The organism is Amycolatopsis sp. NBC_00438 (assembly GCF_036026695.1).
Classification (GTDB): domain Bacteria; phylum Actinomycetota; class Actinomycetes; order Mycobacteriales; family Pseudonocardiaceae; genus Amycolatopsis.
Genome location: NZ_CP107923.1, coordinates 2291334 through 2311567 on the forward strand (window position 1 = coordinate 2291334; position 20234 = coordinate 2311567).

14 protein-coding genes are annotated in these 20234 nt (G+C 70.8%); 9 read left to right on the forward strand and 5 right to left on the reverse strand.

Features of this window, described 5'->3' with window-relative positions; translation table 11 throughout:
• Positions 1 to 1299, reverse strand: coding sequence for an ABC transporter substrate-binding protein (locus OG494_RS10795; RefSeq protein ID WP_328454479.1), 1299 nt, complete (start codon positions 1297 to 1299; stop codon positions 1 to 3).
• Between the two features lie 248 nt (positions 1300 to 1547).
• On the opposite strand from OG494_RS10795, the gene OG494_RS10800 reads away from it, so the two are divergent.
• The 5 genes from OG494_RS10800 to OG494_RS10820 all read left to right on the forward strand — a co-directional run bounded on the left by OG494_RS10800 (position 1548) and on the right by OG494_RS10820 (position 10461).
• On the forward strand, positions 1548 to 2543 hold the full coding sequence (locus OG494_RS10800; protein ID WP_328458917.1) for a LacI family DNA-binding transcriptional regulator: 996 nt from the start codon (positions 1548 to 1550) through the stop codon (positions 2541 to 2543).
• 712 nt (positions 2544 to 3255) lie between these two features.
• Positions 3256 to 6174 (forward strand): glycoside hydrolase family 48 protein, encoded by a 2919-nt coding sequence (locus tag OG494_RS10805; protein ID WP_328454481.1) that lies wholly within the window; start codon positions 3256 to 3258, stop codon positions 6172 to 6174.
• A 10-nt stretch (positions 6175 to 6184) separates the two neighbouring features.
• Positions 6185 to 7765 (forward strand): cellulase family glycosylhydrolase, encoded by a 1581-nt coding sequence (locus tag OG494_RS10810; RefSeq protein ID WP_328454482.1) that lies wholly within the window; start codon positions 6185 to 6187, stop codon positions 7763 to 7765.
• 52 nt (positions 7766 to 7817) lie between these two features.
• Entirely contained in the window at positions 7818 to 9617 is a 1800-nt protein-coding gene (locus OG494_RS10815) for a glycoside hydrolase family 6 protein (RefSeq protein ID WP_328454484.1), read from the forward strand.
• Between the two features lie 82 nt (positions 9618 to 9699).
• Positions 9700 to 10461, forward strand: coding sequence for a GH12 family glycosyl hydrolase domain-containing protein (locus tag OG494_RS10820; RefSeq protein ID WP_328454486.1), 762 nt, complete (start codon positions 9700 to 9702; stop codon positions 10459 to 10461).
• Here the strand turns inward: OG494_RS10820 and OG494_RS10825 are convergent.
• The gene (locus OG494_RS10825; protein ID WP_328454488.1) at positions 10445 to 10981 is read right to left on the reverse strand and encodes a GNAT family N-acetyltransferase; all 537 of its coding nucleotides are present in this window, start codon (positions 10979 to 10981) and stop codon (positions 10445 to 10447) included. The genes OG494_RS10820 and OG494_RS10825 overlap by 17 nt on opposite strands.
• Before the next feature lie 48 nt (positions 10982 to 11029).
• Positions 11030 to 12301, reverse strand: coding sequence for an ABC transporter substrate-binding protein (locus OG494_RS10830; RefSeq protein ID WP_442874399.1), 1272 nt, complete (start codon positions 12299 to 12301; stop codon positions 11030 to 11032).
• Positions 12302 to 12495: 194 nt separating this feature from the next.
• Here OG494_RS10830 and OG494_RS10835 point away from each other — a divergent pair, with 194 nt between their 5' ends.
• The gene (locus tag OG494_RS10835) at positions 12496 to 13512 is read left to right on the forward strand and encodes a LacI family DNA-binding transcriptional regulator (RefSeq protein WP_328454490.1); all 1017 of its coding nucleotides are present in this window, start codon (positions 12496 to 12498) and stop codon (positions 13510 to 13512) included.
• 54 nt (positions 13513 to 13566) lie between these two features.
• Here OG494_RS10835 and OG494_RS10840 read toward each other — a convergent pair whose 3' ends face one another.
• Positions 13567 to 14628: a lytic polysaccharide monooxygenase gene (locus OG494_RS10840; protein ID WP_328454492.1), complete on the reverse strand. Its 1062-nt coding sequence runs from the start codon at positions 14626 to 14628 to the stop codon at positions 13567 to 13569.
• 187 nt (positions 14629 to 14815) lie between these two features.
• Here OG494_RS10840 and OG494_RS10845 point away from each other — a divergent pair, with 187 nt between their 5' ends.
• Both OG494_RS10845 and mgrA read left to right on the forward strand, forming a co-directional pair.
• Complete coding sequence (locus OG494_RS10845; protein ID WP_328454494.1) at positions 14816 to 16048, forward strand: AGE family epimerase/isomerase; 1233 nt, start codon at positions 14816 to 14818, stop codon at positions 16046 to 16048.
• Between the two features lie 48 nt (positions 16049 to 16096).
• A complete protein-coding gene (mgrA, locus tag OG494_RS10850) occupies positions 16097 to 17089 on the forward strand; it encodes an L-glyceraldehyde 3-phosphate reductase (protein ID WP_328454495.1) in 993 nt (330 codons plus the stop codon).
• A gap of 10 nt (positions 17090 to 17099) precedes the next feature.
• On the opposite strand, the gene OG494_RS10855 is transcribed toward mgrA, so the two are convergent.
• The gene (locus OG494_RS10855) at positions 17100 to 18221 is read right to left on the reverse strand and encodes a cellulose binding domain-containing protein (RefSeq protein ID WP_328454497.1); all 1122 of its coding nucleotides are present in this window, start codon (positions 18219 to 18221) and stop codon (positions 17100 to 17102) included.
• A 455-nt stretch (positions 18222 to 18676) separates the two neighbouring features.
• Between OG494_RS10855 and OG494_RS10860 the strand changes: the two genes are divergently transcribed.
• A complete protein-coding gene (locus OG494_RS10860) occupies positions 18677 to 20170 on the forward strand; it encodes a cellulase family glycosylhydrolase (protein ID WP_328454499.1) in 1494 nt (497 codons plus the stop codon).
• The last annotated feature ends 64 nt before the right edge of the window (positions 20171 to 20234 follow it).

Consider the following 20234-nt stretch of genomic DNA (forward strand, 5'->3'; position numbering starts at 1 on the left):
TCAGCGGCTGATCTTCTTCGCCGAGTCGACCATCTGCTGCCAGCCGTCCGCCGCCGACTTGCCCTGCTCGACCGCCTTCAGTGCCGGGCTGGAGGCGTTCTCCTGGATCTGGCCGTCACCGGGGCCCTTGTACTGCGGCTTCTGGACCTTCTTGGCCTGCTCGGCGAACAGCTCGCCGACCTTCGCGCCGAAGTAGTCGTCGGTCTTGCTCAGCAGCGCGGGGTCCGTGAGGGCCTTGACCTGGCTCGGGAAGGTGCCCTTGGCCTGGAACGCCTTGATCTGCTGTTCCGGCGCGGTCAGCCAGGCCGCGAGCTCGGCGGCCTCCTTCGGGTGCTTCGACTGCGTCGGCACAGTCAGGTAGGACCCGCCCCAGTTGCCGCCGCCGCCGGGGAAGGCCGCGGTGACCGCCCACTTGCCGGCGTTCTCCGGACCGGCTTGTTCCTTGATCACGCCGAGCATCCACGCCGGGCACACCTTCGTGGCGAAGGCGTTCTGCTTGAAGCCGGCTTCCCACTCGGGGCTGAAGGCGGTCAGCTTGGCCGACTCGCCCTTGGCGACGGCGTCGGTGACCTTGGTCCAGGCGTCCTTGATGCCCTGGTTGCCCTCGACGGCGAGCTTGTCGTCGGTGCCGATGTAGCCGGTGGGGAGCTGGTTGACCATGGCGTTGAAGTTCTGTGCGGCCGAGTCGAACCAGGCCTTGCCCTTCGACTTGGACACGTAGTCCGCGCCCGCGGCGAAGTAGCTGTCCCAGGAGGCGAACAGGGGCTTGACCTGCTCGGGATCGGTCGGCAGCCCGGCGTCCTGGAACATGTCCTTGCGGTAGCACATGGCGAGCGGCCCGATGTCGGTGCCGTAGCCGATGAGCTTGCCGTCCTTGGTCTTGGCGGCGTCGTACTTCCAGCTGAGCCAGCGATCGGGCGAGGCGTCGGCCGGGCCGATCTTGGTCAGGTCGTTGAACTTCGAGCCCTTGTCGAGGACGTCGGAGAGGTGGCCCTCTTCGACCGCCGTGACGTCGGCGAGGCCCGAGCCCGCGGCCAGCTTCGTGATCAGGTCCTGGTGGTAGGGCCCGCCCTGGCCGGTCTTACGGTGGGTGATCTTGATGTTGGGGTGCAGCCGCTCGTACTCCGGGATGAGGGCCTCGTAGCCGAACTCGGTGAACGTCGCCAGCGTCAGGTCCACGTGCTCGTTGGGGCCGGCCGCCGGCGGGGTCGCGTCACCGCCGCCACCGCAGGCCGTGGCGCCGAGCGCCGTCATCGTGATGCCCAGTGCGAGGACCAGGCCGTTCCGGATCGTTCTCACGTGTCCAACCACCTTGTTGACGGGAATGAGCGCTCTCACTACTGGGAGCCCTTCTGGGAGCGCTCCCAGGTGTCGCAGAGTCTGCTGGCGGCCTCGGGCGGTGTCAAGGGGCTGTAACCGGAGTGTTTCCTGCGAGGAGCGCTCCCGGTCGCCGGGACGGGCGGACGATAAGCTGAGGGCGTCAGGGTGGATGTGGGAACGAGGGCGGTGCCGTGGGGCCTCGAGCAGGGGATGAAGAGCGGCCGACACTGGAGGACGTCGCGGCGTTCGCCGGCGTGTCGCGGTCGACGGCGTCACGGGCGCTGAACGACGACGCGTACGTCAGCGCGGCGGCGCGGGAGAAGGTCCAGGCCGCGGCCCGTGACCTGGGCTATTCCCCGAACCAGGCGGCCCGCTCGCTGGTCACCCGGCGGACCGGGGCGATCGCGGTGGTGCTCTCGGAGCCCGAGTCCCGGCTGCTCGACGACCCGTACCGCACGGCGGTCATGCGCGCCGGCTACCGCGAGCTCGCCGACGTCGGCCGGCAGATGGTGCTGATCTTCAGCGACACCCGCGAGGACCTGAGCAAGACCGTCCGGTTCCTCGAAGGCGGGCACGTCGACGGCGCGCTGGTCTTCGCCCCGCACCGGGCCGACCCGCTGCCCAAGGCGTTGCGGCTGCTGCGCATCCCGGTGGTGTTCGGCGGCCAGGCGGCGGGCATCCGCCGCGGCGTCCACGTCGTCGACTTCGACAACGAAGGCGGCGCGCGGCTGGCCGTGGAACACCTGGTCGCGGCCGGCCGCCGGCGGATCGGCACGATCGCCGGCCCGCAGGACCAGAGCGCCGCGATCGACCGGCTCGCCGGCTGGCGCAAGACGCTGCTCGACGCCGGGCTCGACCCCGTCGACCTGGCCGAAGAGGCCGACTTCACGCTCTCGGGCGGCGCGAACGCGATGTCCGCGCTGCTCGCCCGGCACGCGGACCTCGACGCCGTCTTCGTCGCGAGCGACATGATGGCGGTGGGCGCGTTGCGCACGCTGGACGCGGCCGGCCGCCGCATCCCGGCGGACATCGCGGTGGTCAGCTTCGACGACAACGCCACCCTCGCCCCGGCGATGGACCCGCCCCTGACGTCCGTGCACCAGGACCCGCGCGAGCAGGTCCACGCCATGGTCGAGACCATGCTGCAGCTCCTCGACGACCACGCCTTGAAGCCCCGCCAGCACGTCCTCCCGGTCTCCCTGGCGATCCGCGGCTCCGCCTGACCCCAGCCGTGTCGTCCGCCCAGGTACGCGTGTCGTCCACCCAGGTACGCGAGTCGTCCACCCGGGTACGCGAGTCGTCCACCCAGGTACGCGAACCGGCCTCCTGGGTACGTGCTGCCTCCCGGAGTGCGGTGTCGTCCCTCTGATCACGCGTGTCGACCTCCTGATCACAGCTGATGCCCCGTCCCGCACAGCCGGATGGGGCGAACTCGCGTGCCTGGACGGTCGGTTCGCGTACCCAGAGGGTCGGTTCGCGTGCTTGGAGGGTCGGCTCACGTGTCTGGAGGGTCGGCTCACGTGTCTGGAGGGTCGACTCGCGTGATCCTGGGGTCGACACGCGCACCGGGATGGCCGACACGCGTACTTCGGGGGACGACACGCGTACCTGGGTGGACGACACGGTGGCGAGTAGTGGGCTCGGGACGCTGGGAGCGCTCCTAGTCCAGGTCTACGCCTTTGGCGCAAGCCGGGCGTGGAAAGGCACGGTGGGTGACCGGCCGGCTGGGCCAGGCGGGTGACGTCGCGACCAACGGGTGGGGCTGTTCAGGAGTGTTCAGCGGGCTGACTACTCGCGGGTCGGCAACGACCGGGCCGCGGTGAACCGTGTGCTTCTGACTCGATTCTTTACAGGGGTGTTTCCGGCTGGCTACCGTCTGCGCCTGGAAGCGCTCCCAGATCGCTGGCTCCCTACGGACAAAGGAGTTCCGCAGCCATGCGTTCCCCTCATCCCATCAAGGCCGGCGTATTGCCGCTGGTCGCGAGTTCGGTGGTCCTGGCCGCCCTGCTCGTCCCCGTGCCACCGGCGCTCGCCGCCGACGTGGCCTGCTCCGTCACCTACACCACCAACGACTGGGACACCGGGTTCACGGCCAACGTTTCACTGCGGAACGACGGTGCGGCCCTCGACAGCTGGCAGGTCGGCTGGACGTTCCCCGACGGCCAGAAGGTCCAGCAGGGCTGGAGCGCCACCTTCGCCCAGACCGGCGCCGCGGTCACGGCGACGAACCTCTCCTACAACGGCCACCTCGGGACGGGGGCCAGCACCAGCTTCGGCTTCAACGGCACCAAGGGTTCCGCCAACCGCCCGCCGACGAACTTCTCCGTCAACGGCTCCGCGTGCACCGGCGCCAACAAGGCCCCGACCGTCAGCCTGACGTCGCCCACCTCGACCGGTACCTACTACGCCCCGGCCACCATCCCGCTCGCCGCGACCGCGGCCGACACCGACGGCACCGTCGGCAAGGTCGAGTTCTACGCCGGTGACACGCTGCTCGCCACCGACACGTCCGCGCCGTTCGAAGGCAACTGGGGCAACGTCCCCGCCGGGACCTACTCGATCACGGCGAAGGCCTACGACAACAAGAACGCCTCCACCTCCTCGAGCCCGGTCAGCGTCAAGGTCCTGTCCGGCCCGACGATCGTCGCCACCCCGGCGACCGCGCAGGTCAAGCAGGGCGGTACGACGACCTTCGGGGTCAGCCTGGCCGGCGCGCCGACGAGCCCGGTCACCGTCGCGATCGCCAAGACGACCGGCAGCACCGACCTGACGGCCACCCCGGCGAGCCTCACCTTCACGACGGCGAACTGGAGCACGCCGCAGAACGTCACCGTGAAGAGCGCCGACAACGGGGGAGCGCTCGGCAGCGCGACCTTCACCGCGAGCAGCAACGGCTACACCGCGGCCAGCGTCACGGTCACCGAGATCTCGGCGTCCACATCGGACTACCAGGTCGAGTTCCTCAAGCAGTACAACAAGATCAAGGACCCGAACAACGGCTACTTCCGCAAGTTCGGCAGCATCCTGGTGCCCTACCACTCGATCGAAACGCTGATCGTCGAGGCGCCGGACCACGGGCACGAGACGACGTCGGAGGCGTTCAGCTACTACCTCTGGCTCGAGGCCTCCTACGGTCAGATCACCGGGGACTGGACGCCGTTCAACGCGGCGTGGACGTCGATCGAGACGTACGCGATCCCGTCCGCGGCCGACCAGCCGGGCAACTCCGGCTACAACGCGAGCAAGCCGGCCACCTATGCGGCGGAGTACCCGAGCCCGAAGTCGTACCCGTCACAGCTGCAGTCCGGTGTGTCGGTCGGCAGTGACCCGATCGCGGCGGAGCTGAAGGCCGCCTACGGCTCGCCGGACGTCTACGGCATGCACTGGCTGCTCGACGTCGACAACATCTACAAGTTCGGCCACTGCGAGGACGGCACGAACACCGCGCCCGCGTTCATCAACACCTTCCAGCGCGGTTCGCAGGAGTCGGTCTGGGAGACGGTCACCCAGCCCAGCTGTGACGTCCTGAAGTTCGGCGGCAAGAACGGCTACCTCGACCTGTTCACCGGCGACTCGTCGTACGCGAAGCAGTGGAAGTACACCGACGCGCCCGACGCGGATGCCCGCGCCGTGCAGGTGGCGTTCCAGGCCGAAAAGTGGGCCGCCGCCCAGGGCAAGAGCTCCGATGTCGCGGCCGTCGTCAAGAAGGCTTCGAAGATGGGCGACTACCTGCGGTATTCGCTGTTCGACAAGTACTTCAAGAAGATCGGCAACTGCGTCAACCCCAGTAGCTGCCCCGCGGGCAGTGGCAAGGACAGCGAGCACTACCTGGTCTCCTGGTACTACGCCTGGGGCGGGTCGATGGACTCGTCCAGCGCGTGGGCGTGGCGCATCGGTGACGGCGCGGCCCACCAGGGCTACCAGAACCCGCTGGCCGCGTACGCGCTCTCGACCGATCCGGGCCTGAAGGTGACGTCGGCGACCGGCGCGAGTGACTGGGCGACCAGCCTCGGCCGTCAGATGGAGTTCCTGCAGTGGCTCCAGTCGTCCGAGGGCGGTCTCGCCGGCGGCGCGACCAACAGCTGGGAAGGCCAGTACGGCACGCCGCCCAGCGGCACGCCGACGTTCTACGGCATGTTCTACGACCAGGCGCCGGTCTGGCACGACCCGCCGAGCAACCAGTGGTTCGGCTTCCAGACCTGGGGCATGGAACGCATCGCCGAGTACTACCAGGCCACCAAGGACGCCCGGGCCAAGAAGATCCTCGACAAGTGGGTCCCGTGGGCCATCGCGGGCACCACGGTCGGTGCCGGCGGGAGCTTCCAGATCCCGGCCGACCTGACCTGGAGCGGCGCGCCGGATACCTGGAGTTCCACCAGTCCGGGGTCGAACAACGGCCTGCACGTCACGGTGAAGAACTACAACAACGACGTCGGCGTGGCGGCTTCGCTGTCGAAGACGTTGCTCTACTACGCCTCCGGCTCGGGCAACGCCCAGGCCAAGAGCGTGGGGGAGCAGCTGCTGACGGCGCTGTCGGCGAACGCGGACACCCAGGGCATCGCGGTGCCGGAGACCCGGACGGACTACAACCGGTTCGACGACGCCTACAACGCCACCACCGACCAGGGCCTGTACGTGCCCTCCGGTTGGACCGGCACGATGCCGAACGGCGACCCGATCAGCTCGAGCTCGACGTTCACCTCGATCCGGTCGTTCTACAAGTCGGATCCGCAGTGGCCGAAGGTCCAGGCCTACCTGGACGGTGGCGCCGCCCCGACGTTCACCTACCACCGGTTCTGGTCGCAGTCGGAGATCGCCACGGCGTTCGCCGCCCACGTCGCCCTGTTCGGCTGAAAGGCACTCGATGAAGCGACTGCTCGCACTGGCGGTCGCCGCACTGGTCGGGGGCGCCGTTCTCACGGCGTCCCCGGCCACCGCGGCCCCCGCCCCGGCACTTTCACGTGAAAGTGCCCACCTGGGGACGGCACTTTCACGTGAAAGTGCCGCATCGACCGGAACCGGCACCGGGTACTGGCACGCGTCCGGTTCCCAGCTCGTCGACGCCACCGGCGCACCGGTCCGGATGACCGGGGTCAACTGGTTCGGCGCCGAGACCGGCAACTACTCGCCGCACGGCCTGTGGAGCCGCAACTACCGGGACATGCTCGACCAGATGGCGAGCCTCGGGTACAACACGCTGCGGCTGCCGTACTCGAACCAGCTCTTCGACCCGGGCGTCAAGCCGAACAGCATCGACGCCGTCCAGAACCCGGACCTGCAGGGGCTTTCCGGGCTGCAGGTGCTCGACAAGATCATCGGCTACGCCGGCACCAAGGGCATGCGGGTGATCCTCGACCAGCACCGGCCGGACTCCGGCGCGCAGTCCGCGCTCTGGTACACCAGCGCCTACCCCGAAAGCCGCTGGCTGTCCGACTGGACGATGCTCGCCCAGCACTACAAGGGCAACACCACGGTGATCGGCGCCGACCTGCACAACGAGCCGCACTCGATCCAGGGTGGCGGCGGCGCGTGCTGGGGGTGCGGGGACACCGCGACCGACTGGCGCCTCGCCGCCGAACGCGGCGGCAACGCCGTCCTGGCCGCGAACCCGGACTGGCTGGTCATCGTCGAGGGCGTCGACTGCGTCAGCGGCACCGGCGACCCGCAGTGCGGCTGGTGGGGCGGCAACCTCTCCGGCGCTCGGCAGTCCCCCGTGCGACTGTCCAAACCGGACAAGCTGGTCTACTCGGCGCACGAGTACGCGACGTCGGTGTTCGCCCAGCCGTGGTTCTCCGACCCGGCGTTCCCGGCGAACCTGCCCGCGCTGTGGGACCACTTCTTCGGCTACCTGCAGAAGCAGAACATCGCGCCGGTGCTGCTCGGCGAGTTCGGCACCACGCTCGCCGACCCGCGCGACAAGGTCTGGCTGCAGGAGCTGATGAAGTACGCCGGCACCGGGGCGACCGGGATGAGCTTCACGTACTGGTCGTGGAACCCGAACTCCGGGGACACCGGCGGCATCCTCAACGACGACTGGACGACCGTCAACCAGGCCAAGCAGGCGATCCTGCAGCCGTACCTGATCCCGCCGACGGGTTCGGGCGGCGGCACGACGGATCCGCCACCCGCGGTGAGCTGCGCGGTCACCTACCACGTCGACAACACGTGGCAGGGCGGCTTCGTCGCCTCCGTGACGCTGAAGAACACCGGCACCACCCCGCTGAAGGCCTGGTCGCTCGGCTGGACCGCGGCGTCCGGCACGCAGATCACCGGCGGCTGGGGCGCCACCGTCACCCAGTCCGGCACGCAGGCGACCGCGAAAGCGCCGACCTGGGCGCCCGATCTGGCCGGCGGCGCGTCGACGTCGATCGGCTTCCAGGCGACCGGCGCCTCGAGCGGGACGCCGGCCGGGTTCGCCGTCGGCGCCACCCCTTGTACTTCCTGATCCCCCAATCTGATCCATCAACCTGATCCCCCAACCCGAAGGAGCGCACTCGATGAAGAGTGGATTCTGGTCCGCGAAGAGGAAGTCACGGCTCGCCGTGGCGTCCTCGGTGACGGCCGCGGCCGTCGTGGCCGGCCTGGTGGTGGCCGGCGGCAGCCCGGCGGCCGCCGCCAGCGGCTGCAAGGTGACCTACACCGTCAACCAGTGGGACACCGGCTTCACCGCGAACCTCGCGGTGACCAACCTGGGCGACGCCGTCTCGAGCTGGGACGTCCAGTGGGACTTCGCCGGCAACCAGCAGGTCCAGCAGGGCTGGAGCGCGACCTTCAGCCAAAGCGGCAAGCACGTGAGCGCGAAGAACCCGTCGTGGGGTGGCGCGCTCGGGTCGAACGCGACCGCGAGCTTCGGCTTCAACGGCTCGTACTCCGGCACGAACGCCGTTCCGGCGTCGTTCTCGCTCAACGGCGTCGTCTGCGACGGCAGCACGGGCGGTCCGTCCACCACGCCGACGACCCCGACCACGCCGACGACGCCCACGACCCCGACGACCACCACGACGCCGCCCCAGCCGGGGACGCACGTGGACAACCCTTACTCCGGGGCCAAGGGGTACGTGAACCCGGACTGGTCCGCGGAGGTGACCGCGGCGGCGGCGGCCAAGGGCGGCACACTCGGCACCCAGATGGCCAAGGTGGCCAACACCTCAACCGCCGTCTGGCTGGACCGGATCGCGGCGATCGAGGGCACGTCGAGCGCCCGCGGGCTGCGCGGGCACCTCGACGCGGCGCTCGCCCAGAGCGGCAGCGGCACGCCGGTGACGATCCAGATCGTCGTCTACGACCTGCCCAACCGCGACTGCGCGGCGCTGGCGTCCAACGGTGAGCTGCAGGCCGGCTCGGGCGGTCTGGCCCGGTACAAGAGCGAGTACATCGACGCGATCGCCTCGATCCTGTCGGACTCGAAGTACGCGCCGCTGCGGGTCGTGGCGGTCGTCGAACCGGACTCGCTGCCCAACCTGATCACCAACACCGCGACGGCCAAGTGCGCCGAAGCGCAGTCGACCGGGGCCTACACCCAGGGCATCCAGTACGCGCTGAACAAGCTGCACGCGATCTCCAACGTCTACAACTACCTGGACATCGCGCACTCGGCGTGGCTGGGCTGGGACAGCAACTTCGGCCCGTTCGTCAACCTGGTCAAGCAGACGCTGCAGGGCACGACGGCCGGGGTGAACAGCATCGACGGGTTCATCAGCGACACGGCGAACTACACCCCGCTCACCGAGCCGAACCTGCCGGACTCGAGCCTCAACGTCGGCGGCCAGCCCCTCCGGTCGGCCACGTTCTACCAGTGGAACCCGTACTTCGCCGAGGTGCCGTTCGCCACGGCGATGTACAACGCGTTCGTCTCCGCGGGCCTGCCGAGCGGCATCGGCATGCTGATCGACACCTCCCGCAACGGCTGGGGCGGCTCGGCCCGGCCCACCGGCGCGTCGGGGTCCACTGTGGACAGCTATGTGAACTCCGGCCGGATCGACCGGCGGCTGCACCGCGGCAACTGGTGCAACCAGAGCGGGGCCGGGCTCGGCGTGCGGCCCACCGCGTCGCCCGCGGCGCACTTCGACGCCTACGTCTGGATCAAGCCGCCGGGTGAGTCCGACGGCGCGAGCCAGCAGATCCCGAACGACGAAGGCAAGGGCTTCGACGGGATGTGCGACCCGACCTTCCACGGCAGCGATCAGGCCAACGGCGGCAACCTGACCGGCGCCCTGCCGAACTCGCCGCTGTCGGGCAAGTGGTTCGAGGCCCAGTTCGAGCAGCTGGTCCAGAACGCCTACCCGGCGGTGCAGTAACCGATCTCCCGGGCCGGGCGGTGCCTGCGCAGCCGCCGTCCGGCCCGGGTTTCCACCCGTTCCGCAACCGGAAGGAGTCTTCATGAGCAACCGGCTACGAGCCACAATGGCGTCGTTCGGAGCCGCGGCCGTGCTGCTGTCCGGCGGTGTCGTGCTCACCGCGCCACCGGCGGCCGCGGACACGCAGCTGTGCGACAAGTACGGCTCGCTGCGCATCCAGGGCGGCCGCTACATCGTGCAGAACAACAACTGGGGTGACGACACGACCCAGTGCCTCTCGGTGTCCGGCACCGGCTTCAGCGTGACGACGGCGTCGCACAACCGGCCGACGAACGGCGCTCCGGGCAGCTACCCGTCGGTCTACGCCGGCTGCCACTACGGCAACTGCAGCACGGGCAGCGGCCTGCCCCGCCAGGTCCGTTCGCTCGGCTCCCTGACGTCCCGGGTGGACTACACGACCGTCCAAGCCGGACAGTGGGACGCCTCCTACGACGTCTGGTACGACCCGAATCCCCACCCGGCCGGGCAGAACACCGGCGCCGAGGTGATGATCTGGGGCAACCACCGCGGCGCCCCGCAGCCGGTCGGCAGTGTCATCGGCACCGTGCAGCTCGCGGGCGCGACCTGGAACGTCTGGTTCGGCAACATCGGCTGGAACGTCATCTCCTACGTCCGGACCAGCGGCACCGACAGCCTCGGCGTCAACCTCACGGACTTCACCCGGGACGCGGTGAGCCGGGGCGAGATCAGCGACGCCTGGTACCTGACGAGTGTCCAGTTCGGCTTCGAGCCGTGGCAGGGCCAGACCGGGCTGGGTGTGAAGACGTTCAGCCTGTGGGGCTGAGGTCCTTCCGGAACGAGAGCCGGTCCAGCCCGGGCCCGTCGTAGTCGGGCTGGACCGGCCGTCCTTCGAACTCCTTCGGCCCGGGTTCGGTGACGAACCCCATCCTGGTGTGGAACGCGTGCGAACCACTGTTCTGCGGCGACGTGATCGCCCGGACGACCGAGCGCCCGTGTGCCCGGCTGTAGGCGAAGAACCGTTCGTAGAGCGCGGCGCCGAGGCCGTGCCCGCGCTCGGCGGGATCGACGCCGACGAAGTGGATGTAGCTCTCGTCCGGCCGCGACTGCGACAGGAACCCGATCAGGAACGCGACGATCCGTTCGTCCGACGTAACCAGGAAACTGCTGTCGCCGAAGTGCTGGAACATCAGCTTCGGCAGGAGGAGCGCCCGTTGCCGCACGCCTTCCTCGCCGCCGAGGCCACCCCACCAGTCGTCGAGGAGGGCCAGCACGGGAAGGTGATCGGCGGGACCGGGGCGCCGGACCCCGAAGCGCTGCCAGGGCGCGGGCAGGGGAGTGGTCATGCTCGCCACCCTGCCCGCTCCGGCGCCCCCGTTCCAGCGGATTTCCGGTCAGGGCACGACCTGGCTCACCCCCAGCTTCACCTGCTGCCAGACCGCGGCGGGGTCGGCGCCCTGCTCGACGGCCTTGAGCGCGGGCGCGACGACCGTCTCCTGGATCTTCCCGTCGCCCGGGCCCTTGTACTGCGGCTTCCCGACCTTGCGGGCCTGCGCGACGAAGACCTGCCCGCTCAGCGCGCCGCCGAAGTAGCCGTTCATCTCGCTGAGCAGGTCGGGGGAGGTGAAGGCGTCGACCTGGCTGGGGAAGTTGCCGCTGGCCCGGAACGCGTGCAGCTGCTGCTCCGGCGCGGTGAGCCAGGCGGCCAGCGCGGCGGCCTCCCGCTGGTGCGGGCTCGCCGCCGGCACCGTGAGGTAGGAGCCACCCCAGTTGCCACCGCCGTCCGGGAATGCGTCGGTGATCGCCCACTTGCCCGCGTTGGCGGTTCCGGCCTCCTGCTCGATGGCGCCGAGCATCCACGATGGACAGACCTTCGTCGCGAACGTCCCGTTGCGCAGGCCGGCGTTGCCGTCGTCGGCGAAGGCCGTCAGCCCGGCCGACTGGCCCTGCTCGACGGCCGTGGTGACCTGGTTCCAGGCGGCCTCGAGCGCGGTGTTCGTCGCCAGTGTCGGGCGGTCCTGCCGGTCGAGGTAGCCGACCGGCAGCTGGTTGACCATGGCGTTGAAGTTCTGCGCGGCGGAGTCGAACCAGGCCTTGCCCTTCGAGCGCTTGACGTACCGCTCGCCGGCCTTGAAGTAGCTGTCCCAGGTGGCGAACATCGTCTTCACCGAGCCGGGGTCGGTGGGCAGCCCGGCGGCGTCGAGGAGGTCCTTGCGGTAGCACAGGGCGAGCGGGCCGATGTCGGTCCCGTACCCGACGAGCTTGCCGTCCTTGCTGCGCCCGGCCTCGTACTTCCACTCCAGCCAGCGCCCGGGCTTGACGTCGGGCGGGCCGACCTCGGCCAGGTCGGCGAACTTCGCCGACTGCGCGAGCACGTCGGCGAGATGGCCCTCCTCGACGGCCTGGACGTCGGCCAGGCCCTGCCCGCTCTGCAGCTTGGCCAGCAGGTCCTGGTGGTACGGGCCGCCCTGCTCGGTCCGGACCTGGCGGATGGTGAGCCCGGGGTGGGTGAACTCGTACCCCGGGATCAGGTCGTCGTAGCCGAACTGCCCGAACGTCGCCAGCGTGAGCGTGAAGCTCTCGGGCGTGGCGGGGCCGCAGCCCCCGGTCAGGACCAGCAGGACGGCGGCCGTGACGGCCGCCAGTGTTCTTCGGAACTTCCTCACGCGTGCGCACTCCCGGTTCGCGACTCGCGCTCGCACACGAGGGTGGGAGCGCTCCCGATTGGAGTCTTGTTTCCGCAGGCCACGGGTGTCAAGGTGGGCGACTGCGGGTGTCCGGACGGACACGGGCACGCGATGAATCGGTTAAGCACTGGGGTCGAGTTCCTGTGGTGCAACGGGTCCCGTGGAGGAGCGCGATGAAGCGTCCGACGATCACCGACATCGCCCGCGAGGCCGGAGTGTCCAAAGGGGCCGTTTCCTACGCCCTCAACGGCCGCCCCGGCGTTTCGGAGGCGACCCGGCACCGGATCACCGCGATCGCCCGGGAACTGGGCTGGGCGCCGAGCAGCACCGCGCGGGCCCTGTCGGGCGGGCGCGCCGGAGCGGTCGGGATGGTGCTGGCCCGGCCCGCGGACGTCCTCGGCGTCGAACCGGTCTTCCCGGCCCTGCTCACCGGGATCCAGCGCGAGCTCGGGGCGGCGTCGCTGATCCTGCAGGTCGCCCCGGACCACGCCGCCGAGCTGGAGGTCTACCGGCGCTGGCACGGCGAGCGGCGGGCCGACGGCGTGCTGCTCACCGGCCCGCGGCGCGACGACGTCCGGATCGCCGAACTGCCCCGGATCGGTCTGCCGGCGGTGGCACTGGGCGGGCCGCTCGGCCACCCGGGCGTCCCGTCCGTGCGGATGGACGACGCCGCCGCGGTCGGCGAGGTGCTCGGCTACCTGGCCGGGCTCGGGCACCGCCGGGTCGCGTGGATCGCCGGGCCGGCCGTGCTGGTGCGGTCGCGGGTGCGGGCCGAGGCGTTCGCCGCCGTGGCGGACCGGCTGGGCCTGCCCGGTGCCCGGACCGTCCACACGGACCTGTCGGGCGACGCCGGCACGGGCGCGACCCGCCGCGTGCTGGCGGGGCCGCACCCGCCGACCGCGTTGCTGTTCGACACCGACGTCCTCGCCGTCGCCGGGCTCACCGCGCTGCGGGAGCTGGGCTTGGCGGTGCCGGGTGACGTCTCGGTGGTGGCCTGGGACGACTCGGCCCTCTGCCGCCTGGTCCGCCCGGCGCTGTCCGCGGTCCGGCGCCCGGTCGCGGAGTTCGGCGCGCTCGCGGTGTCGGTGCTGCGGGACCTGCTGACGGGCGGCGACCCCGGCGACGTCTGCACGTCACCGCCGACCCTGATCACCCGCGGCAGCACCGGCCCCCCGCGTCCGGGTCCGTGAATGGCCCGTCGAGGGACTTCGAGTCCCTCGACGGGCCATTCACGGACTTCGGCCTCAGGTGCCCTGGCAGGTCGGGGACGGCTGGGCCGGGTTGGTCCCGGACGCGTTCACGACCAGGCCGAACGTCGTCTCGCCGTCCGGCGGGACCCGGCCGTTCCAGTCCGCGCTGCGGACTGTGACCACCGAGCCGGACTGGCTCAGCGTGCCGTTCCAGACACTGCCGACCGTCTGGCCCGCGGGCAGCGTCCAGCCCGCCTGCCAGCCGGAATACGCCGTCGTGCTGTGGTTCATGATCGTCACCGTGGCCTGGTAGCCGCCGCTCCAGGTGTTGGTGATCTGGTACATCGCCATGCACGAGCCGCCGGTGGGCGGGGGAGACGTCGGCGTCGTCGGCGTGGTCGGCGGGGTGCCCGGATCGTGCACGCCGGTGACTTCGCCGTGGCCGCCGTCGAAGGTGACGTCCGAACAGCCGTAGAACGTCTCGGCGCTGTCGGAGCGCTTCCAGACCGAGTAGATGACGTGCCGGCCCGACTTGCCCGCCGGCAGCGCGCCGGTCCACTTGTACTGGCCGTCGACGGTCCCCACCTGGCCGGTCACCGGCGGGTGGTCGATGGTCAGGAACGGCTGGTCCTCCAGCGAGTTCCAGGTCAGCGGCTGCGACGGGTCCCAGCCGTCCTTCGTCACGTAGGTGTAGAACCAGCCCGGGTGGGCCGCCCACGCGTTGTAGGAGAAGTCGAACGACGCCCCGGCGGTGAGGTGGGTCAGCGGCCAGTCGCCGACCTGGTCGAACCCGGCGTAGTTCGGGTTCCCGCCGGAACACAGCTTCCCGTCCGGGATGAAGCCGCGGGTGCGCCCGGCGCCGTCGGAGCGCAGCACGGCGAACCAGTTGTACAGCGAGTTGGCGCCGCTGGTGGCCACCGCGGCCGAGCAGGCGGGGTTCTGCGGGATGATCTGGCCGGTCGAGCTCAGCCCGTCCTGCCAGCACAGGAAGGTCCGGCTGCCCGGTTTCATCAGGGCGCCGTGCGCTTCGGCGGTGCCCGTGTTCAGCAGCACGGCGGTCAGGCTCGCCACCAAGACGGTGACGGCGGCGAGGATCGTACTTCGTCTCCTGGTCACGTCGGTCCCTTCGTCGGGTTACGTGCGTCGAAGACTGGGAGCGCTCCCAAAGTCAGGGTACGCGGTGACGGCGGCTTGCGGAACATCTCCCGCAGGGGGCGGGTGACCCGCGCGCGAGCTTTGGCATACCTTGGGAAAGGCAGCCGATCACGGGCTGGTCAGTCGAGAAAGGCAAGGTTGTCGGAAAGTGGACATTCCGTCTTCGGTTCCCGCCTGGGTGCGGGCCGAACCCGCCCGGCTGCTCGGTTTCGCCGCCCCGGCGGCGCACCCCGCGGGTGGCTTCGCCTGGCTCGACGACACCGGGCACCCGGTGCTCGACCGGCCCGTCGAAACGTGGATCACCTGCCGGATGACGCACGTCTTCGCGCTCGCTTCGCTGCAAGGCGTGCCGGGCGCGGCGGAGCAGGTCGCGCACGGCGTCGCGGCGCTGACCGGGCTGCTGCGGGACGCCGAGCACGGCGGCTGGTTCGCCTCGGCGACCGCGGCCGGCCCGGTGGACGACGGGAAACGCGCCTACGAGCACGCGTTCGTCGTGCTGGCGGCCACGAGCGCCGTCGCGGCCGGGGCCGACGGCGCGGACGCGTTGCTGGCGGAAGCCCTCGAGGTCGTCGACCGCCGGTTCTGGGAGGCCGGGCCGGGCCTGGTCGCCGACGTCTGGGACCGCGGCTGGACGCGGCTGGAGGCCTACCGCGGCGCCAACGCCAACATGCACACGGTCGAAGCGCTGCTCGCTGTCAACGATGTCACCGGCGACCCGGTCTGGGCCGCCCGCGCGTTGTCCATTGTGGAGCACCTGGTGCACGGCGAAGCCCGCGCGCACGGCTGGCGCCTGCCGGAGCACTACGACGCGGATTGGCGCGTGCTGCTGGAGTTCAACCGGGACGAGCCGGCGCACCCGTTCCGGCCGTTCGGCGTCACCATCGGGCACCTGCTCGAGTGGTCCCGCCTGGCGGTACACCTGAAGCGCGCGCTCGGCGCCGAAGCGCCGGAGTGGCTGCTACCGGACGCGGAGGCGTTGTTCGCCACGGCGGTGCGGGACGGCTGGGCCGTCGACGGCCACCCCGGCTTCGTGTACACGACCGGCTTCGACGGCGTCCCGGTGGTGCGCAACCGCCTCCACTGGGTGGTGGCCGAGGCCATCGCCGCCGCGTGGACCCTGCACCAGGAGACCGGCGACCCGGCCTACCTCGCCCGGTTCGCACAGTGGTGCGCGCACGCCGAGGCCTGCTTCGTCGACCGTGAACGCGGTTCGTGGCACCACGAACTGGACCCGCGCAACCGGCCCGCCGCGACGGTCTGGGCGGGCAAGCCGGACGTCTACCACGCCTACCAGGCGACGTTGCTGCCCGTGCTGGCGCCGGGCGTGTCGTTCGCCGGGGCGCTGTCGCTCGACCTGGGCGCGATCGTCGAAGGAAGCTGATCACACCCGTAGACTGCGGGAGCCTTTTCCCTCCCGACAAGGAGAACCATGTCGCCTTTCGTCGCCGCCGAGGACCGCTACGCGGGCATGCCGTACCGGCGCGCCGGGCGCAGCGGGCTCAAGCTGCCCGCCGTGTCGCTCGGCCTGTGGCACAACTTCGGGGACGACAAGCCCCTCGACGTCCAGCGCGCGGTGCTGCGGCGGGCGTTCGACCTCGGGGTGACGCACTTCGACCTGGCCAACAACTACGGCCCGCCGCCGGGCGCGGCGGAGGCGAACTTCGGCCGGCACTACGCGGCCGACTTCCGGCCGTACCGTGACGAGATCCTGGTGTCGTCCAAGGCGGGCTACCTGATGTGGGACGGCCCGTACGGCGAATGGGGCTCCCGCAAGAGCGTCCTCGCGAGCCTCGATCAGAGCCTCGCCCGCACCGGTCTGGACCACTTCGACATCTTCTACTCGCACCGGCCGGACCCGGGCACCCCGATCGAGGAGACCATGGGGGCCCTGGACACGGCGGTGCGGTCGGGGAAAGCGCTCTACGCGGGCATCTCCAACTACTCGCCCGAGCAGACGGAAGCCGCGCTGCGGGCGTTGCGCGAGCTCGGCACGCCGCTGCTGATCCACCAGCCGTCGTACTCGATCCTGAACCGCTGGGTCGAGGACGGCTTGCTGGACACCCTGGCCGAGCACGGCGTCGGCTCGATCGCGTACTCGCCGCTGAGCCAGGGCCTGCTGACCGACCGCTACCTCGACGGCATCCCGGCCGACTCCCGCGCGGCGGGGGCCAGCCCGTTCCTGACCCAGGACCGGATCACCGAGGAGACCCTGGGCCGGATCCGCGCGCTGAACGACGTCGCCGAGCGGCGTGACCAGTCGCTGGCGCAGCTGGCGATCGCGTGGATCCTGCGCCGCGGCCGGGTGACCTCGGCGCTGATCGGGGCGAGCAGCATGGCCCAGCTGGAGAACACGGTCGCGGCGGTCGCGAACCTGGACTTCACGGACGAGGAGCTGGCCGAGATCGACCGCATCGTCGCTTAGAGGGCAGTGCCTAGCAGCCGATCCGCGCGGGGCCGGTCGCGACGTCGTCGAACCAGAGGGTGTCCGCGTCGGTGGCGTAGCTCTCCCAGCCCAGCCGCAGGTCGGCCGGCGACGGGTGCCACGCCCGGGCCAGCCACTGCTGGTCGACGTCGGGAGTGGGGACGCCGTCGGCGACCAGGCCGGGTACCTCGGTGCCGTTCAGCCAGGTCCGCAGCTGCCCGCCGGGGCCGTCGATCCCGAACTCGAAGCACGACCAGGTCCCGGTGGGCAGCGGCACGCTCTGCGCGACGCCGGCCGGGCTCTGCGCGGGCAGGGTCGCGTCGTCGGACTCGCGGTTCCACTGCAGGGCCCGGTTCTGGCCGCCCGCCCGCAGGTCGCGGCCGCCGTCCGCGGTGTCCCGCAGGGCCATCAGCGTGACGTGCCCGGTGGGCAGCGGGGTCGTGTGGCGGACCCAGAACCGGCCGTACCGCACGCTCCCGGCGGCGAGAGCCGTGCCGAGGAAGGCGTGGTTGCAGTAGCCGCCCTGGCCGGTGACCCTGACCGAGCGGGTGCCCGAGTGCGCGACCGTGCTGTCGACGGTGACCGTGCCGGTGCCCTGGCAGTTCGCCGCGCCGACCGTCCATCGCCCGCCCGGGGTGGTGCCGGTCTGCTGCTCGAAGTCGTCGCAGACGTCGGCGCACCCCGCGGGCGGTGGCGCGGAAGTGGTCGTGGTGGTCGGCGTGGGCGGGGCGTCGCCACCGCACGAGACGCCGTTGAGCGCGAAGTCCACCGGCGCTGGGTTCGCGCCGGAGTAGGTGCCCTGCAGGCCGAACGTCACGGTGCCGCCGGCGGGCAGGGACGCGTTGTAGGACAGGCTCTCCGCGATCACCGCCGTGCCGGACTGGCGGACCGTGGCGTTCCAGCCGGACGTCACCGCCTGGGTCCCCGCGTAGTGCCACGACAAGGTCCACGACGAGAGCGCGGTGGCGCCGTTCGTGACGGTCACCTGGGCGGTGAACCCGGTCGACCATTGGTCGACGCGGTAGTCGACGCCGCAGGCGGGGGCGGCGGCGGCCGGGCTCGCGGCGAGGACCGCGGTGGTACTCGCCGCGGCGAGGCAGAGCCCGGCCAGGGCTCCGGCGAACCTCTTCATCGGGGCTCCTCTCCCAGGACACGGGACTCGGGGCGCGCCCACGGGACACGAACAGGGACGCCGCGGCGGAAACCGCGGCGCCCCTGGTGTTTCGTGGTCACGTTCTGGCGATCGTGACCTGGCATGGGAGCGCTTCCAGCCGACGAGAAGGTAACCCCGTCGTGTCGTCGTTGTAAAGCGCGACCCGGACGCGGCCCGATCCGGTGGGCGGCTTTCCGGGGCCGTTCCGCCGGGATCGGGTACTGAACACTCCTGAACGGCCGAACCTGTTGTCAGGAAAGAAATGTCCCGATCGCGCTGAGCCACCGCCCGAGTCGGCCGGATGCCGCCGTTGGAGTGGATTCCGGAGTGTTCGCGGGAGTTCGCCACGAGGTTTACAGCCGCCGGGCCGCGCGCTAGGGTCCACCGTTGCTGGGAGCGCTCTCATTTTCTCGTCGTGCACAAAGGAGTGATCGATGCGTTCCGGTCCAGCACTGCTCGGCGCCCTCAGCGCGCTCGCCGTCGTCGGCGCGACGACGGCCTTCACCCTCGGCACGCCGGCGCCCGCCGCGGCGGCGACGGCCTGCGAAGTCGGCTACACCGTGAACGACTGGGGGAGCGGCTTCACCGCGAACCTGACTTTGAAGAACGTCGGGACGGCGCCGCTGTCCGGCTGGCAGATCAGCTGGACCTACGCCGGCAACCAGCAGCTCCAGCAGGGCTGGAACGCCACCTGGGCCCAGACGGGCAAGACGGTCACCGTCACCCCGGCGGGCTGGAACGGCACCGTCGCCCCGAACGCCTCGGTCACGGCCGGGGCCAACTTCGGCTACAGCGGCACCAACACCGCGCCGGCGTCGATCAGCGTGAACGGCGCGCCGTGCGGCGGCACGCCACCCCCGACCACCACGACCCCGCCCCCGACGACCGTCACCACGACCCCGCCACCGGCCGGGGGCGCGCCCGCGCTGCACGTCGCCGGCAACCGGCTGGCCGACAGCGCGGGCACGCCCGTCACGCTGCGCGGCGTCAACCGCTCCGGCGGTGAATTCGCCTGCGTGCAGGGCAACGGGATCTTCGACGGCCCGATGGACGCCGCCTCGGTGGCCGCGATCAAGAGCTGGCACGCGAACGTCGTGCGCGTGCCGTTCAACGAGGACTGCTGGCTCGGCCTGCCGAACGTCGAGCCCGCCTACGCCGGCGCGACCTACCGCGCCGCGCTCAAGTCCTATGTGGACCTGCTGCACCGGAACGGCCTGATCGCGATCCTCGACCTCCACTGGACCCAGGGCGCCTACACCGGGAACTCCTCGGCGTGCGCCGACGTGAACTCGACGTGCCAGAAGCCGATGACCGACGCCGCGCACGCGGTGGACCTGTGGACGTCGGTCGCGAACACGTTCAAGGGTGACGACGCGACGATCCTGGACCTGTTCAACGAGCCCTACCTCGACCGCGCGGTCTCCGGCTCGGCGGCGGCCTGGACGTGCTGGCGCGACGGCGGCTCCGCCTGCACCGGCATCGGCTACGCGGTGGCGGGCATGCAGACGCTCGTGAACGCCGTCCGCGCGACCGGCGCCACCAACGTGCTCATGCTCGGCGGCCTGGCCTACTCCAACGACCTCACGCAGTGGCTGCAGTACAAGCCGAGCGACCCGGCGGGCAACCTGGTCGCGTCGTGGCACTCGTACAACTTCAACACCTGCGCCTCGGCGTCCTGCTGGGACAGCCAGCTCGCCCCGGTCGCGGCGGCCGTGCCGCTGGTGGCCGGTGAAATCGGCGAGAACGACTGCGCGAGCGGCTACGTCACCGGCCTGATGGACTGGCTCGACCGCCACCAGGCGTCCTACCTCGGCTGGACCTGGAACACCTGGAACTGCTCCAGCGGCCCCGCGCTGATCTCGGCCTACGACGGCACGCCGACGGCGTTCGGCGCCGGGATCCGGCAGCACTTCCTCGCCGCGGGCTGACCCGTCCCACGAAAGGTGTGAGAAGTTCGTCCGGCGCTGCGCGCGGCCGGCTGCACATGCATAA

Coding starts and splice junctions, on each gene's coding strand:
- OG494_RS10825 (WP_328454488.1), bottom strand. CDS start 10,981: ATGACCACTCCCCTGCCCGCGCCCTGGCAGCGCTTCGGGGTCCGGCGC.
- OG494_RS10855 (WP_328454497.1), bottom strand. CDS start 18,221: ATGAAGAGGTTCGCCGGAGCCCTGGCCGGGCTCTGCCTCGCCGCGGCG.
- OG494_RS10805 (WP_328454481.1), top strand. CDS start 3,256: ATGCGTTCCCCTCATCCCATCAAGGCCGGCGTATTGCCGCTGGTCGCG.
- mgrA (WP_328454495.1), top strand. CDS start 16,097: ATGTCGCCTTTCGTCGCCGCCGAGGACCGCTACGCGGGCATGCCGTAC.
- OG494_RS10860 (WP_328454499.1), top strand. CDS start 18,677: ATGCGTTCCGGTCCAGCACTGCTCGGCGCCCTCAGCGCGCTCGCCGTC.
- OG494_RS10835 (WP_328454490.1), top strand. CDS start 12,496: ATGAAGCGTCCGACGATCACCGACATCGCCCGCGAGGCCGGAGTGTCC.
- OG494_RS10810 (WP_328454482.1), top strand. CDS start 6,185: ATGAAGCGACTGCTCGCACTGGCGGTCGCCGCACTGGTCGGGGGCGCC.
- OG494_RS10815 (WP_328454484.1), top strand. CDS start 7,818: ATGAAGAGTGGATTCTGGTCCGCGAAGAGGAAGTCACGGCTCGCCGTG.
- OG494_RS10820 (WP_328454486.1), top strand. CDS start 9,700: ATGAGCAACCGGCTACGAGCCACAATGGCGTCGTTCGGAGCCGCGGCC.